The following is a 15,638-nucleotide window of genomic DNA, read 5'->3' on the forward strand; positions in this document are numbered from 1 at the left end:
CAGTGGAGTGATAATAAACCAAAAAAATTCACACTTTGTTCACTAATGTCACTTTATATTTCTTTATTAGCAGGCAGTTTTACTCTACGATTTTTTACAATATTTCACACATTTAGCTAAAAATAGTATGTTAATGTATACAGGTAAATTAAGAGGAGTGCTCAGTGCGCCGCAGTATAATTTTAAGCTTTTGTTTTATTTTAAGTGGGTGTAGCACAATGGGTTTTAATGACCTATTTAATGACTATGCCACGCAAATGACACCAATAAGAAATGCGATCGAGAAAAACAACATCGAAGAAGCGCAATCCCTTATTGCTAATAATAGCACCCTGCACAGCAGCTACTTACTCAACCAACTTGAGCAAGCTCGTTTAAACGACTTAGCAAATACACCAGATGATGCACAAAGTAAATTTGAGAACGTGTATACGCAAATGCAAAAAAAGCGTGAAGCCGCCAAAATACAAGTTAGTGCGGGCCTTGAACAAAGTAACGCTTTATTTACCAACGACTCAGCAATAACTTATGTGCCACCCGCTTACGAAATGAGCATGCTTCATAGTTATAAAGCACTTAACTACGTGTATAAAAATGATGTTGAAGGCGCATTGGTCGAAATTCGCCGAGCTAATAAAGTACAAGTTGATGCGCTTAGCGAGAATGAAGCAGAAGTAGACTCAACCGTTAAAGAAGCTCAGCAACACTACCCAAGCATGAGCAATGTAACCAGAAACATAAAAAATGGCTTTCAAAATGCCTACACATTTTACTTATCTGCTTTGCTTTACCAAAGTGCTAAACAATACGACGACGCCTATATCGATTATAAAAAAGCATTGGCTATACAACCTAACAATATTTATTTACAGCAAGATGTAATGCGCCTTGCTAAAAAACAAGGGTTTGACCAAGATCTAAATGAATTTAAAAAACGCTTTGGCGATACGCCCACTATTTCTTCATCACAAGGCGAAGTAATTGTTTTATTTGAACAAGGATTAGTACCAAAACAAGATGAATTTAAACTGCGCTTGCCAATTTATTCATCACGTGGCGATGCACGCTTTTACAGCTTGGCGATGCCGGTATATAAAGATAATGCCTATGTGCGCCGCCTTAACAATATAAATATAGATGCACAAAGCTTGGCGCTTAGCCCACTGGTACACATTGAAGCACTTGCAGCTAAAACTCTAGAAGAGCAAATACCTGCAAAAGTCGCTCGCCAAGTACTCAGATTAGTAGCCAAAGAGAAAGTACGGGCAGAACTTGCTCGCAGTGCCGGTGATGTAGGTAACATACTTGCTAATATTTATAATTTGGCGTCTGAGCAAGCTGATACACGCAGCTGGCTTACACTTCCAAATCAAATAAGTGTCGCAAGGCAAAGCCTAAATACAGGTGAGCATTCTCTGCATATAGGCACACAAGCACCCATAAATTTTACCATTAGTAAGCAAGGGTTAACGTTAATTTACTTAACCTCTATTAATAACTACTTTAATTACCACGTAGTTCAACTTTAGGAGCCATCATGAAATACATAGCGCCATTATTAGCAGCCTTAATGCTCAGTGCATGTTCCAGCCAACCGGTTACATCGGGTATTTCTGTTGAACAAAATAAAAACCAGTTTAATGAGCAATTACGTGTAGATAACCCAGAGCTTGGTAAAAAGCTGGCCATTACTGATGTGAAAACACGTCAAACCAACCAGTTAACCGATGTGGTAGTGACACTTTCGAGCCAGTATAAAAAATCACAGTATTTACAGTATCAATTTAATTGGTTTGATAAAGACGGCTTTGTTATTAAAGGCAACCACTCACCTTGGCAAGCACTCACCTTATTTGGTTTTGCAAAAACACAATTACCGGGCTTAGCACCGAGCTCTGATGCGGTTACCTTTTCTTTAGCAGTAAGAGAAGTGTCTACCGAATCACAAGAATTTAAAGATTAAAGGAAACAACCATGATCATCAGTAACAAATTTAAAACAGCATCAACTTACGCTTTAGTTGGCCTGAGCGCTTTAGTATTAAGTGGCTGTGCTAATAAAGCCGTAGTAAGTTATGGCGACGCACAAGCAGTAGAAACAACCGATATTAATTTTGGCTCTACCGACTTACAAAAAGTAGCGAGCCAAATGACCGATTCATTACTCAGCTCACCCGTTGTTGGCACAATGACCGCTAATAAACGCCCCGTAGTATTTGTTGAGCGTATTAAAAATAAAACTAGTGAGCACATTGATACTGAATCAATCACCGATTCAATCTCAACGCAAATGCTACGCAGTGGTAAGTTCCGTTTTGTAGATATGACGCGTGTTGAGTCAGTACGTGAGCAATTAACGTTTCAAAACGAAGATGCCCTGGTTAACCCTGCAACAGCCGTTGCATTTGGTAAACAAATTGGCGCGCAATATATGTTATACGGAAATTTATCGAGCATAGTTAAATCAAATGCCGATAAATCAGACGTATACTATAAATTTACGATGCGTTTAATGGATATGGAAAGCGGCCTAGTTGAATGGGCTGACGAAACTGAAATTCGTAAAACTAAAGAAAAATCGACATTTGGTTGGTAGTTACTAAGCCTTTACGGGCTAATAAGCCCATAAAGGCTACCAATAGGAGATTATTATGAAAGCTATAATATTAATAATGTGTGCCCTACTTAGTGTGAGCGCGCCAACTTTTGCTCAATACGAGCGCAATAAAGCAGTCCCTGTGCAGCAAGTTTTATTTGGTGACGTAAAATCGGTACGCAATATTACCGAACAAGAAATCATTCAAGACAAAAACAACGGCTGGAAAACCTTCGGCGGTGCATTACTCGGTGGTGTTGTAGGCAACCAGTTTGGTGGCGGTAGCGGCCGCACAGTAGCAACAATATTAGGCTCGGTAATTGGCGGCAGTGTTGCACACAATAGGCAGCAGCAAAGTCATTATCAGCAAAATCATTTTGTAGAGTTATTAATACAAGTTGAAAACGGCGACCAGTTTATGGTTGTTCAAGATCAAGACCAATCAATGCGCTTTAGCAAAGGCGATAACGTAAGATTAGTGTACTTGAACGACAACACGGTGCGTGTAGATAAAGCGTATTAGCCAATATATTCATGACTAAAGTAAAAAACGAGCCAAATTTGGCTCGTTTTTTTATTTTTTAAATAACTATACTTGACGATAGTCTTTAAAAAAACGCTTCATTTTTAACATCGCATCCGATAAATCATCTTTGCTTGGTAAAAATACCAATCTAAAATGATCCGGCTCGGGCCAATTAAACGCCCTGCCATGTACAAGTAATATTTTTTCGGCTTTTAGCAAATCGTACATCATCTTTTCATCATCTTTAACGTTAAAAAGTGCTGTATCTACTTTGGCAAACGCATAGAGCGCGCCTTTTGGTTTTTTACAACTAATACCTTCAATAGCGTTTAACCCGCGCCATGCAATATCGCGCTGCTCGTATAAGCGCCCACCTGGGTTAATTAAATTATCAATTGATTGCACGCCGCCCAACGCTTGTTGAATTGCATATTGCGCAGGTACATTTGCGCACAAACGCATAGATGAAAGTATTTCAAGACCTTTGCGTAAATCATCCATTACCGAGGTACGACCGCTTAGCACCATCCACCCCATTCTTAGCCCCGCTGCACGGTAGGTTTTTGCTAAACCATTAAAAGTAATGATTGGTACATCATCACACAGTGAGCCGATTGAAGTATGCGTTATACCATCGTATAAAATCTTTTCGTAAATCTCATCGCTCAATAACAGCAGTTTATGTTCACGCGCTATATCAATTAATTGCATTAACAAATCGTCACTGTAAACCGCACCTGTCGGATTATTAGGATTAATTAATACCAAAGCTTTAGTTTTAGACGTTATTTTGCTTTTTATATCTGCAATATCCGGAAACCAATCTTGCTCTTCATCACATAAATAATGCACCGGATTACCACCCGATAATGTGACAGAAGCAGTCCAAAGTGGATAATCTGGAGCTGGAATAAGCACTTCATCGCCATTATTTAATAGCGCTTGGGTGATCATCTGAATAAGTTCGCTTACGCCATTACCAATATATATGCTATCTACATCTAAATTATGTAATCCACGTTGTTGATAGTGCTGATAAATAGCCACGCGGGCTGAATAGAGGCCTTTAGAGTCACAGTAACCTTGGGCTGAATATAAGTTGCGGATAATATCGCGGTGCATATCTTCTGGCATATCAAAACCAAAAGCAGCCGGATTACCTATATTCAATTTTAATACTTTTTGACCTTCGTCTTCCATTTTTTTAGCTTGTGCTAAAACCGGCCCACGAATGTCATAACATACACCTTCTAATTTGTGACTCTTTTTAATATCAGACATTTTTACCTCTTTAGGGCGTATTGACTTTATGGATTAAATTTGTTCAACCTAGGGGCGATTTAATCGCGGCGCGAGATTTGTAACCTAGTGGGCTAAGTAAAAATTGAGTAACAAAGAGAAAATAGCCCCTAGGAAGAACCCTCTGGGCAATGCGTGTTTGGATTTTAAGTGTTGTTATCGCCTATTTATGTGGAAAAACCACACTGCATAGGCTCTGCCTAACCTAAAAACCAGACACTCGTTGCAAATTCAATCCCGAAAGATCAACACGCCCTAGTGAGTCTTTAGACTAACCTAGTAAAGGCGTAAAATGCCAGTCAATTTAGGTGCTTAATACTGAAATAAATTCACGTTTCAGCTTCAATAATTAACGAGATGCTAACCATTCATTTAGCTTAGCTTGAGAGCCTGTTACTTGAGCCATTAAGCTATTAGATGCGTCGATAGCTTCAGCTAAGTTATCTAGGTTTAAATTTTGTTCAATAACACGCGATACTTCAGCAAGGCTTGAAGCACCAAACTGCGCCGCATTCGATTTTAAGCTATGGGAGTGGCGAATAGCTGCTTCTTTATCTTTACCAATGGTTGCTAACACTTCTGAGCCTAAACGTTCAAACTCTGAGCAGCAAAAATCAAGTGTATCAGCAAACTGCTCACCCAATAACGATTCCATACTCTCTAATGCTGATGTATCAATATTTATTTCTGTCATATTTTAAGCCCTTAAAACAATCCATGTAAGTTACAGTTTAATAGTACTACTTTATATTGATGCGTAAAAAAAACCAACTTAATTACCTTATAAATGTATAATTGCGAGGAACATACTGGCAACAAAAAGTTTATTAAATGGCACGCACACTTTGTAATCATTGTAACTTTTCAATAAACACCTGTATTTGCAACGCAATTACAAATATAAACAACAAAGTTACGGTTATTATTCTACAGCACCCGAGTGAAGAAAAAATAGCAAAAAATACCGCTAAACTACTCAATTTATGCCTAACTGATTGCCAAATAATCAAAGGCGAAAATAATGATGACTTTTCCATACTAAAAACACTGCCAGTAAGCTCAACTGTTTTACTCTACCCTAACGAACACGCTTTAAATTTAGACGATAACACTGAGCAGCCAAATGTAAAAAACATCACCCATTTAATCGTGGTTGATGGTACATGGAAAAAAGTCTACAAAATTTTGCAGCTCACCACATTACTAAATCAATTTAAAACGGTCAGTTTTAAACAGCTACCTAAAAATCGTTATGCTATTCGTAAAGCTCCTCGGGCCGACAGCCTATCCACACTTGAAGCTGTAGCGCATAGTTTGTTTTTAATAGAGCAGCTAAATCCCGCACCACTTTATAATGCGCTAAATGAATTAATACAAAAACAAACCCAACACATGCCTGAGCACGTAAAAGCACGTTACTTAGATTAAATTCGTTACTATATGAAACTTGCAATGCGTAGCTACCCTAACAGACTAAAACGTGGCTTTACTCGCCAAGGACCCGACTATCGCTTTGACGACCAAGTCGACTTTAGCGATATAAGAGATACCTTCGGCTTTAGGTCAATGGTCGTTGGTAAATGGGTAACTAAAGAAGAGCGCTACATTAGCGCCAATTTAATTTACGATGCACTGGCCGACCTTGCACAAATACTGCATTTACCACCTAAAGCAATTGGCCTGCGCGGCAAGCTTAACTTTGCATTTGGCCATGGTGGTCAAAAAGGCGTGCAAGCGCATTATAATGCAGCCTCTCAAACACTTGCTCTTGCAAAAAATGCAGGCGGTGGTGCACTTGCTCATGAATGGTTCCATGCGTTTGACCATCATATAAGCGAGCACTTATTTGCAACAAAACCACAATTTGGCTTTGCCTCAAAATTGTGGCTTTCAAACACGCCTAATTTATCGCATCAACTTAATAATGCTTTGAACAGTTTTTATAAACATGTATTTCTAGATGAAGATGGTATTGATGCAAATAACTTTGTACAAACGTGTATAGAACACGATAAAGCCCACAATATGAATTATATGAGCATGCCAGAAGAGCTTGCAGCACGGTGTTTTGAAGCCTGTATTGAAGGCCACACATATATAAAAAATAGTTTTTTGGTGGGAGGCTTAAAAAGTAGTAATTTAATATACCCAAATAGTGAGCATATTAATAAAGCAAATGAAGCGCTTAACCACTATTTTGAACTACTGGGTTATGCGCTTCATAAAATGGACGAGTAATGCCTATATTTGGTAATTATTTATCGTCACTAATACGACTTGCTACTGCGCTGCTTTGATCTTTATATTTTGCATCTTTACGAATATTGTATGGGTTTTCACACGGGCCCGATAACACTTCAAAGCTCATAGCACCAATTTTCATCAGTGGGCGTAGTGCCAGTGGTAATTTACCTGAGTTGTAAAACTCTAAAACAATATTGCCGCTCCAGCCTGGGTCTATTCGATGCGCGGTTACATGCACCATTAAACCCAAACGCGCAAGCGATGAGCGTCCATCTAACCAACCTACTATATCTGCTGGTAGAGTTACTTTTTCATGGGTAATAGCTAGTGCAAGTTCACCTGGGTGTAAAAAGAATGCTTCACCTTCATCAAGCACTATTTCTTCACTCATGATCGATTCCATGGCCTTATTTAACTGATCTTTTGGACCACTTAAATCGACGTATGCCGCGTTATGCGCATTAAACGTTCTAAATTTATTACCCAAGCGTAAATCGGCCGTTACACCTGAAATCATCTCGCTCGTTGGTGCAGGCTCAATAACTATGCGGCCATCGCTTAAGTATTCTTTAATATGTGTGTCTGAAAGTCTCATTATTTATTAATCTTCCGTAATCACAATTTCAATTGCATTGTGATGCTGTTGATAATAAAGCGTGCTGGCTATTAACCTTGCTGCTGCGCTGTATGTTTTGCTTATTGCGGCATCGTTATCGCTTGCAATAAGTTTACCTTGCTCAGAATACTCGCGTATATCTATTGCAAGTGGAATATGGCTAAGTACAGGCACGCCGTGCTTATGCGCCAGTTTTTGTGCACCGTCTTTACCAAAAACGTGGTTAGCTTCACCACAGTGAGTACAAATGTAGTGGCTCATATTTTCTATTAAGCCAAGCACCGGTACGTTTACTTTATTAAACATAGCAATGCCTTTTTGCGCATCGGCTAGCGCTAAATCTTGCGGTGTAGTGACAATAACAGAGCCGCTAGCGGGTACTTTTTGGCTCATTGTAAGCTGAATATCACCGGTGCCCGGTGGCATATCAACAATTAAGTAGTCAAGCTCGCCCCAATCGGTTTCGTTAAGTAACTGGCTCAGCGCGCCTGACGCCATTGGCCCGCGCCACACCGTGGCATCATCGCTTGGAACTAAAAAGCCAATTGACTGCGCTTTAATGCCATTTGCATCAAAAGGCTGTAGCTGTTTGTTATCTTTAGTGACGGGCTCTGCGCCCACTAATCCTAAAAGCATTGGGATAGATGGGCCATAAATGTCAGCATCTAAAATACCCACCTTTGCGCCTTCATTTTTAAGCGCGCCTGCCAAGTTAACAGCAGTAGTCGACTTACCTACCCCACCTTTGCCTGAGGCAATAAGTACAATATGTTTAATCGCTTTAAACTTAGCCGCCTCTTTAATGATAACCTTGGCGCTAATTGTTACAGGCACATTTAAGCTTTCACTTACGTGTTGCTCAACTAAAGGCATTTCTGATTGCCCAGCAAATGGCAGAGTTAATTTGATTTGTAGTGATTTATCGTCATTTTGAGTAATAGTATCAATGAAGCTTTCGTCAATACCGACGGCAAAAGCCGCACTACGATATGCCGCTAAGGCAGTTATAATCGGTTGTTTTTGCACCGATTTAGAAGAGAATAGTTTCGACAGTCCAAACATAGCAATTAAATAGCGTTTCTTTGATGAAAAGTGCCACGGAATTATGTAACATTCAGGGCATTAACACCAGTCAATTAATAAAAATCCATAAGCTGTGCGCACTCTAAGCAGATAGCTTGTAGATAAATTAATGATAATTGCCGTTTGTATAATAAAAACGGCGTTTTATCCTCAATTCGGAATGATTATGACGCAGCGAAAGATCCTGATTACCAGCGCATTACCTTATGCAAATGGCCCTACTCACCTAGGTCATTTATTGGAATATATTCAAACTGATATTTGGTCACGTTTTCAAAAACTACAAGGCCACGAAGCTTATTATGTTTGCGCAGACGATGCCCACGGCACGCCAATTATGCTTAATGCGCAAAAGCAAGGGATCACGCCTGAAGAAATGGTAAAACAAGTGAGCATAGAGCGCCAACGCGACTTTGCTGATTTTAATATCAAATTTGATAACTACCACAGCACCCACAGCCAAGAAAACAAAGAATTAAGCGAACTTATTTATAACCGCCTAAACGATGCCGGTCATATTAAAAAGCACACTATTTCGCAATTATTCGATCCAGAAAAAGGTATTTTCTTACCAGACCGCTTTGTAACAGGTACTTGCCCGACGTGTAAGTCTGAAAACCAAAACGGCGATAGCTGTGATTCGTGTGGTGCTACATACAGCCCTACCGAACTTATTAACCCGCGTTCTGTAATGTCAGGTGCTGAGCCTGTACTTAAAGATTCTGAGCATTACTTTTTTGACCTGCCAGCATTTGAAGGCATGCTAAAAGAGTGGTTACACTCGGGAACTATTCAACAAGAAATGGCTAACAAGCTAGACGAATGGTTTACCGATGGCTTGCAACAGTGGGATATTAGCCGTGACGCACCTTATTTTGGTTTTGAAATCCCAAATGCACCAGGCAAATATTTTTACGTTTGGTTAGATGCACCTATTGGTTACATGGCGAGTTTTAAAAACCTATGTGACGAAAAAGGCCTCGACTTTGATGCGTTTTGGGCTGAAGGTTCAGACGCAGAGCTTTATCACTTTATTGGTAAAGACATTATCTACTTCCACAGCTTATTTTGGCCAGCAATGCTAGAAGGCGCTAATTTTAGAAAGCCAACTAACGTATTCGCTCATGGTTTTGTAACTGTGAATGGCGAAAAAATGTCTAAATCAAAGGGTACGTTTATTAAAGCGCGTACTTATTTAGATAACTTAAACCCAGAATACTTACGTTACTACTACGCAGCAAAATTAAGCAGCGGTATTGTTGATCTGGATTTAAACCTAGAAGACTTTGCACAGCGCGTAAATTCAGACCTAGTAGGTAAAGTAGTCAACATAGCGAGCCGTTGTGCTGGCTTTATTACTAAAAAGTTTGATGGCAAGCTAAGCAACACTATTATGCAACCAGAGCTGTTAGCAGAGTTTCAAGCTGCTGCACCGAGCATTACAACACACTACGAGAACCGCGATTACAGCCGCGCAATTCGCGAAATAATGGCGCTTGCCGACAAAGCAAACCAATTTATTGATGGCGCAGCGCCTTGGGTATTAATTAAAGACGAAACTAAGCAACAAGAAGCACACGAAGTGTGTTCTCTTGGTCTTAACTTGTTCCGCGTTTTAATTACTTACTTAAAACCCGTGCTACCAGGAATGGCAGACAACGTACAAGCGTTTTTAAATGACGACCTTGCATGGGACGGCGTTCAAAATGCACTAGTAAGCCACCCTATCAATAAATTTAAACCGTTAATGCAACGTGTTGAAATGGATAAAGTGAACAAAATGGTTGAAGAATCTAAAGAAAGCTTAGCACCAAAAGTAACAATTGACCCTAACAGCCCACTTGCAAAAGAGCCAATTAGCGACGAGATTGAGTTCGATGATTTTGCAAAAGTAGACCTACGCGTAGCTAAAATTGCTAAAGCAGAGCACGTAGAAGGCGCAGATAAACTACTTAAGCTAACACTTGATTTAGGCGGCGAAACTCGCCAAGTGTTTGCGGGTATTAAATCGGCTTATGCACCTGAGGATATCGAAGGCAAGCTAACCGTTATGGTTGCTAACCTTAAGCCTCGTAAAATGCGCTTTGGTATGTCTGAAGGCATGGTATTGGCAGCAGGCCCTGGCGGAAAAGAAATTTATATTCTTAACCCAGATGACGGCTCAGAGCCTGGTATGCGCGTAATGTAATATTATTCATACAATAAAAAAACCGCTGATATGTCAGCGGTTTTTTTATGGGCTAAAGTAATGTTTAGTCGTATATTAAATACCGAACAAGAGCGTAGTGTTCTTACCAAGCTTGTAAAAAAATATATAAGTAAACTGCCTAAATAGGCAGTTATATTTTAACTCTAAAATTAATTATCTTATTTAATTGAGCTTTTTCAATACGCGGTCTTTTCTTGGTAAGTAATAGTTATCGTAATCAAGTGAGACTATAACGCGCTCTGCTTTTCCTAATAACTCATTACGCGGAATTAAACCTATTACACGCGAGTCAGCGCTATTGTCGCGGTTATCGCCCATTGCTAAATAATAATCATCAGGAATTGTAATTGCATCAAAGCCCGATAAACGTGAAGGAATATTTGCCACTCTTATCGAATGCGCTAATCCGTTTAAATCTTCGATTTTATCAAGCGAGTCTATGTTGCTTTGCTGATCTGCATAATTAAGTCTTTTACCATTAATAATGAGCTCATTATTTTCAAGCGCAACGGTGTCTCCTGGCACACCAATTACACGTTTAATTAAACGGTTATCGGCAGCTTGTGAGTCAAAAACAATAATATCACCGGTTTGTGGGTCCGCTAGTTTAAGTAGTTTTATATGCGTAAATGGGACACGAATATCGTAGGCCATTTTATCGGTAAGTATTCTGTCACCTTCTTGAATTGTTGGTTTCATTGAGCCTGTTGGCACTTCGTACCAATCGGCTACAGCGCTTCTAAATACGCTCATCAGTGCAATAAATACGATAAGAGAGCGGTTATTTTTCCAAAACTTATAAACTAATTTCATGCCTATTCCCTTCAATTGAACAAGTCTTTAATTAAGTAACTGTTTATATGACTTTGCTATTTAGCTGCAGTTCAATCAATAATGTAACAAAACATGTTGACTACTAATTTTAATTGATCGATTAAATTTAGAGCGTCGTAACATTTAACGAAACCAACGGGTATTAACTTAAAGGAAAAATAAAATGTTTAAGAAAATTACTACTGCATTATTGTTTACAACTGCAAGCCTTGGATTTACTACAATGGCTTATGCTGATCATCATGGTATGAAAAAAGACGTTGTTGAAGTAGCCGTTGAAAATGGTTCGTTCACTACTCTTGTTGCTGCTGTTAAAGCCGCAGGTTTAGTTGAAACACTGCAAGGTAAAGGACCCTTTACTATTTTTGCACCAACAGATGCTGCATTTTCTAAACTACCTGAAGGCACTGTAGAAATGTTACTCAAGCCTGAAAACAAAGATAAGCTAACGGCGGTATTAACTTATCACGTAGTGTCTGGAAAAGTGATGGCAGCCGATGTAATGAAGGTAGATAGTGCGAAAACACTACAAGGCCAATCAGTTATGGTTAAAGCCGACAGCATGGGCGTAATGATAAATGACGCTAAAGTTGTAAAAGCTGATGTAAAAGCAAGCAACGGCGTAATTCATGTTATCGACACAGTACTACTTCCAAAAGAGTAGTCATAAAAGAATAAGCCAACTGAAAAAGCATAAGTAAATACTTATGCTTTTTTATTTATTTTTGTTTCATCACATAACAAATTATTGATTTAGTTTTTCTTTCGCTTCTTTTACTTTTTCAAAATCTAAACCAAGTTCGTCAGTCGCTTCTTTAATAAGATGCGGTTGAGTCATCACGACTGCCATTAGTTGCTGTAGCTTTTCTGGCGGAATACCAAGCTCTTGAACAAGCGCCATTGCCATCATTGGGCTTTGAGTAAACGCTTCAAACAATGCTTTTACTTTTTCGTCGCTTACATTGTGCTCTTTAAGTATTGCTAGTATTGGATTCATTATTAAACCTTAAGTGTTTTTTATAGGGCTTAGTATATGGGCTAAACCCTAAAATTAAAGAGTTACTCTACAAGTAAAACCACTTTTCCTGCGTTTTCATTACGCTCTAAAATAGCATGGGCTTCGTTTGCGTCGCTCCAAGGCAATGTTTTATACAAGTTAAAGTCGTACTTTTTAGTGGCAATATCATTGTAAAAACGCGCTACAAAGTCGTCGCGCACCTGACGTTTAAACTCAATACTACGATTTCTAAGCGTTGAGGCATGAAACGAAATACGCTTTTGTAAAAGCGCCGCAAAATCAACCTCTGCAAAACGTCCATCTAAAAATGCAAGCATCACAATTTGGCAATCCATGGCTGCAATAGCGGCATTTTTATTTAAGTAACTACCCGAAACAGGATCTACAATTGCATTTGCTGTTAACTCATTTGCTTTCATATATTCTACAAAGTCGGTGGTTTTGTAGTTAATTGCATGATCGGCACCGAGTTCTTTTGCGTGTTGGCATTTTTCATCCGTACCGGCAGTAATAACTACGGTAGCACCTGCGCTTTTAGCCATTTGAATTGCTGCACCGCCCACACCACTAGCGCCTGCATGAATAAGCGCTGTTTGCCCTTTTTGTAATTTACCAAGCTCAAATAACGCGCCAAATGCCGTTAAATACACTTCGCTTATTGCAGCGCCTTCAGCCATTGTTACATCATCGGGTAATTCCATAAGCTGTTTTGCATCAACTGCTACATATTCGCTATAAGCACCACCAGAGCACAATGTAAAAATACGCTTGTTTAGCCAGCTTTTATCTACATCTTTTCCAAGCTCAGTAACTGTACCCGCACATTCTAAACCTAAAATAGGGCTATCTCCCGCAGGGGCCGGGTATTTACCTTGGCGCTGCATACTGTCTGCACGGTTTACACCTATTGCTGCAACTTTAACAAGTACTTCATGGCTCTTTAAAACCGGCTTTTCGGTTTCACTAAATGCAAGGTTGCCATCTTCATGAGAAATATATTTCATTGTTGCTCCAAGTTTAAAAAATGTAATAACATATAGATGGGGATGAACACAGATTCAAACAACCTCAAAAGCGCCAACTTTGTTTATAAGGATAAACATCGGGTAGATAACCATTATGTACTTGTTGCTGACAATCCTGCCAGAACGTCGCTAAAAACAAGTTACTGTGCTCATTATTAAAATAATTAAACGCAACCTCGTTGGCACTAAAAAACACCTTAAATTGGCTCGGAAATATATCGTTTTCAGCTATATCAAAATACGAGTTACTACTTAGCTCTTCAAGTGCATTTTGGGTTTGTGGAACGTCTCTAAAGTTGCAATCGGTTAGTGGGCAAATTTCGTCAAAGTCGTAAAACACCACTCGCCCCCATCGCGTTACGCCAAAGTTTTTCATTAGCATGTCGCCCGGAAATATATTAGCGCCCGCTAACTCTTTAATTGCTTTACCGTAGTCATGCATTACTCGTTCTAGGGTTTTGTTATCGCATTGGTTAATATATAAATTAAGCGGGGTCATTTTACGCTCAACATAAACGTGCTTTAAAATGAGTGCCTTACCCGATATAACCATACTGCTACCAATTTGGTTTTTCATCTGCTCAAGCAGTTCGTCGCTAAAACGGCTTAAATCAAACGCTAAATATCTAAACTCGTGTGTGTCTACCAAACGCCCAACCCTATCGGCTTGTTTTACAAAGTTATACTTGTCTATCACTTGTGCTTTAGTGGCTGTTTTTGGCGCACTAAATTTGTCTTTAATTACTTTATAAACGTAATCTAACCCTTCAATAGTAAATACCAGCATTACCATACCTGGCGTCCCTGGCGCTTTAACATACTTGAAGTTGGCTGGGCTATTTTTAGTCGTATCGACCTTATACCGATAAAACTCAGTTTTGGCGTGCTTTATAAAACCAATGGCGTTAAATAACTCAAAGCGTTGTTTGTGTGGCATTAACACACTTAAGTAATCTACATAACGAGCGGGCTTATCGGTATCAACCATAAAATAGGTGCGTGCAAAGCCAAATAATAAACTTAATTGATCGGCGCCCATCATTACAGCATCAAGCTTTAGTCCCTCATCGGTATTTAAAATAGCGATAGCAAAAGGCATATTGTCGCCATTTTTAGCAATGCAGCGCCCAATTAAATAACAGGCTTTGTTTCTAAAAAATAATGAGTTGGCGTATTCAATATAGCCATCGTTTAAATTTATAAGTTCGTACACCTGTTTGCATTGCTGCTTAGCGCCTTGCATTAACGTACTTTGTAATGTGGCTACATCAAGTTCTAAATGACTAAACGGCACTCTAAATACTTGATTAGTGATAAGCGTTTTAACGGCGTTATTAAACCCATTATGTAGCGATACCCTGCTCACTAAGCTTTCATAAGAGCGCGGCTCACTACGATACTTTGCTTTTAATACAAACAAATGCACAGTACGAATTTTTTTATCGTCCCAAATTGCGCCAAACGTTGAATTAAAAAAAGTATGCGCAATAGGTTTGTTTTCGTGATTTTGTACCATATCGCCGTAAATATTTTTAGCTAACTGCCACGTTTGCGGGCAAGTAAGCTCAGCATAAGCAATAACTCTCACGGCTTCACTCACGTTTTTCACTTCGCGCTCATACACTTGTAAACGTTCACGCATAGCACTTTGCACACTGTGGTACTGTCGTTGTTCAAAACGGCTTTGTGCACCCAGTGTAATATTTAAAAATTGCGAAAACATCGCCTCAAATCCAGCAAAAACAGATCGTGCAAGCTTACTGGCAATAACGTTTTGCAGCGTATTATTAGATTGATGTGTTAGCCTATTTTGCATAAATACAGCACTTATATTGATGCCAGTTATGGCGGTTATTTTTTATTAATTGTTTACACCTTAGCAAGCAGGCTTTAATTTAGATAATTAATAAACCATATAAATAGAATTTATTGGGCGTATTGACCTTTCGAGGTTAATTTTGCAGCCGTGTATTTGGTTTATAAGCAAGGCAAAGTACATGTAGTGTGGTGGCTCCCCATAAATGTACTTTAACGCTGCATAAAGGCCAAATACCCACTGCCCATAGGGCTGAGGGATCCCCACTTTATCCAGCGGCCTCTTTTTCGTAATTCAAAATAAAGTTTTTTAAACTTTTTTCTATATAGCTTTGTGTAATACGTCTCTTACATAGCTTTATGACTTGCTTGGC

At 39.2% G+C, this 15,638-nt stretch carries 16 protein-coding genes; 8 read left to right on the forward strand and 8 right to left on the reverse strand.

All coding sequences use genetic code 11. The features are described 5' to 3' along the window. The first annotated feature begins 164 nt into the window (after window positions 1–164). The 4 genes from H5088_RS19315 to H5088_RS19330 are packed head-to-tail and all read left to right on the forward strand — an operon-like array spanning window position 165 to window position 3,118. Window positions 165–1,529 carry a COG3014 family protein gene (locus H5088_RS19315; protein WP_182754254.1) on the forward strand — a complete coding sequence of 455 codons (1,365 nt, stop codon included), beginning with the start codon at window positions 165–167 and terminating at the stop codon, window positions 1,527–1,529. Between the two features lie 8 nt (window positions 1,530–1,537). Then, a complete protein-coding gene (locus H5088_RS19320; protein ID WP_002959678.1) occupies window positions 1,538–1,963 on the forward strand; it encodes a YcfL family protein in 426 nt (141 codons plus the stop codon). An 11-nt stretch (window positions 1,964–1,974) separates the two neighbouring features. After that, window positions 1,975–2,595 carry a penicillin-binding protein activator LpoB gene (gene lpoB, locus H5088_RS19325; RefSeq protein ID WP_007375407.1) on the forward strand — a complete coding sequence of 207 codons (621 nt, stop codon included), beginning with the start codon at window positions 1,975–1,977 and terminating at the stop codon, window positions 2,593–2,595. A gap of 55 nt (window positions 2,596–2,650) precedes the next feature. Beyond that, a complete protein-coding gene (locus H5088_RS19330; protein ID WP_002959676.1) occupies window positions 2,651–3,118 on the forward strand; it encodes a glycine zipper 2TM domain-containing protein in 468 nt (155 codons plus the stop codon). Window positions 3,119–3,184: 66 nt separating this feature from the next. On the opposite strand, the gene H5088_RS19335 is transcribed toward H5088_RS19330, so the two are convergent. Beyond that, window positions 3,185–4,402, reverse strand: coding sequence for a pyridoxal phosphate-dependent aminotransferase (locus H5088_RS19335; RefSeq protein ID WP_024597609.1), 1,218 nt, complete (start codon window positions 4,400–4,402; stop codon window positions 3,185–3,187). 367 nt (window positions 4,403–4,769) lie between these two features. Beyond that, window positions 4,770–5,114: an Hpt domain-containing protein gene (locus H5088_RS19340; protein WP_002959674.1), complete on the reverse strand. Its 345-nt coding sequence runs from the start codon at window positions 5,112–5,114 to the stop codon at window positions 4,770–4,772. 137 nt (window positions 5,115–5,251) lie between these two features. Here H5088_RS19340 and H5088_RS19345 point away from each other — a divergent pair, with 137 nt between their 5' ends. Together H5088_RS19345 and H5088_RS19350 are read left to right on the forward strand one after the other, a co-directional pair. Then, entirely contained in the window at window positions 5,252–5,848 is a 597-nt protein-coding gene (locus H5088_RS19345) for a tRNA-uridine aminocarboxypropyltransferase (RefSeq protein ID WP_182754257.1), read from the forward strand. Between the two features lie 24 nt (window positions 5,849–5,872). Further along, complete coding sequence (locus H5088_RS19350; protein ID WP_182754275.1) at window positions 5,873–6,658, forward strand: CLCA_X family protein; 786 nt, start codon at window positions 5,873–5,875, stop codon at window positions 6,656–6,658. 16 nt (window positions 6,659–6,674) lie between these two features. On the opposite strand, the gene dcd is transcribed toward H5088_RS19350, so the two are convergent. Then, window positions 6,675–7,259: a dCTP deaminase gene (gene dcd, locus H5088_RS19355; protein ID WP_182754260.1), complete on the reverse strand. Its 585-nt coding sequence runs from the start codon at window positions 7,257–7,259 to the stop codon at window positions 6,675–6,677. A gap of 6 nt (window positions 7,260–7,265) precedes the next feature. Beyond that, window positions 7,266–8,342, reverse strand: a complete 1,077-nt coding sequence (apbC, locus tag H5088_RS19360; RefSeq protein ID WP_182754263.1) for an iron-sulfur cluster carrier protein ApbC — start codon at window positions 8,340–8,342, stop codon at window positions 7,266–7,268. A 187-nt stretch (window positions 8,343–8,529) separates the two neighbouring features. Here apbC and metG point away from each other — a divergent pair, with 187 nt between their 5' ends. Next, on the forward strand, window positions 8,530–10,551 hold the full coding sequence (gene metG / locus H5088_RS19365) for a methionine--tRNA ligase (protein ID WP_024597613.1): 2,022 nt from the start codon (window positions 8,530–8,532) through the stop codon (window positions 10,549–10,551). A gap of 183 nt (window positions 10,552–10,734) precedes the next feature. Here metG and lepB read toward each other — a convergent pair whose 3' ends face one another. Next, the gene (gene lepB, locus H5088_RS19370) at window positions 10,735–11,385 is read right to left on the reverse strand and encodes a signal peptidase I (RefSeq protein ID WP_182724275.1); all 651 of its coding nucleotides are present in this window, start codon (window positions 11,383–11,385) and stop codon (window positions 10,735–10,737) included. A gap of 184 nt (window positions 11,386–11,569) precedes the next feature. Here lepB and H5088_RS19375 point away from each other — a divergent pair, with 184 nt between their 5' ends. Continuing rightward, window positions 11,570–12,070: a fasciclin domain-containing protein gene (locus H5088_RS19375; protein WP_007582534.1), complete on the forward strand. Its 501-nt coding sequence runs from the start codon at window positions 11,570–11,572 to the stop codon at window positions 12,068–12,070. Between the two features lie 81 nt (window positions 12,071–12,151). Here the strand turns inward: H5088_RS19375 and H5088_RS19380 are convergent, their stop codons facing one another. The 3 genes from H5088_RS19380 to aceK form a co-directional block, all read right to left on the reverse strand. Next, on the reverse strand, window positions 12,152–12,403 hold the full coding sequence (locus H5088_RS19380; RefSeq protein ID WP_182754266.1) for a DUF2999 family protein: 252 nt from the start codon (window positions 12,401–12,403) through the stop codon (window positions 12,152–12,154). 62 nt (window positions 12,404–12,465) lie between these two features. Beyond that, complete coding sequence (locus H5088_RS19385; protein WP_182754269.1) at window positions 12,466–13,428, reverse strand: zinc-binding dehydrogenase; 963 nt, start codon at window positions 13,426–13,428, stop codon at window positions 12,466–12,468. A gap of 64 nt (window positions 13,429–13,492) precedes the next feature. Continuing rightward, complete coding sequence (aceK, locus tag H5088_RS19390; RefSeq protein ID WP_182754272.1) at window positions 13,493–15,265, reverse strand: bifunctional isocitrate dehydrogenase kinase/phosphatase; 1,773 nt, start codon at window positions 15,263–15,265, stop codon at window positions 13,493–13,495. Between the last annotated feature and the right edge of the window lie 373 nt (window positions 15,266–15,638).

Origin of the sequence: Pseudoalteromonas sp. SR43-3 (genome assembly GCF_014163875.1) — a bacterium.
GTDB classification, from domain to species: domain Bacteria; phylum Pseudomonadota; class Gammaproteobacteria; order Enterobacterales; family Alteromonadaceae; genus Pseudoalteromonas; species Pseudoalteromonas distincta.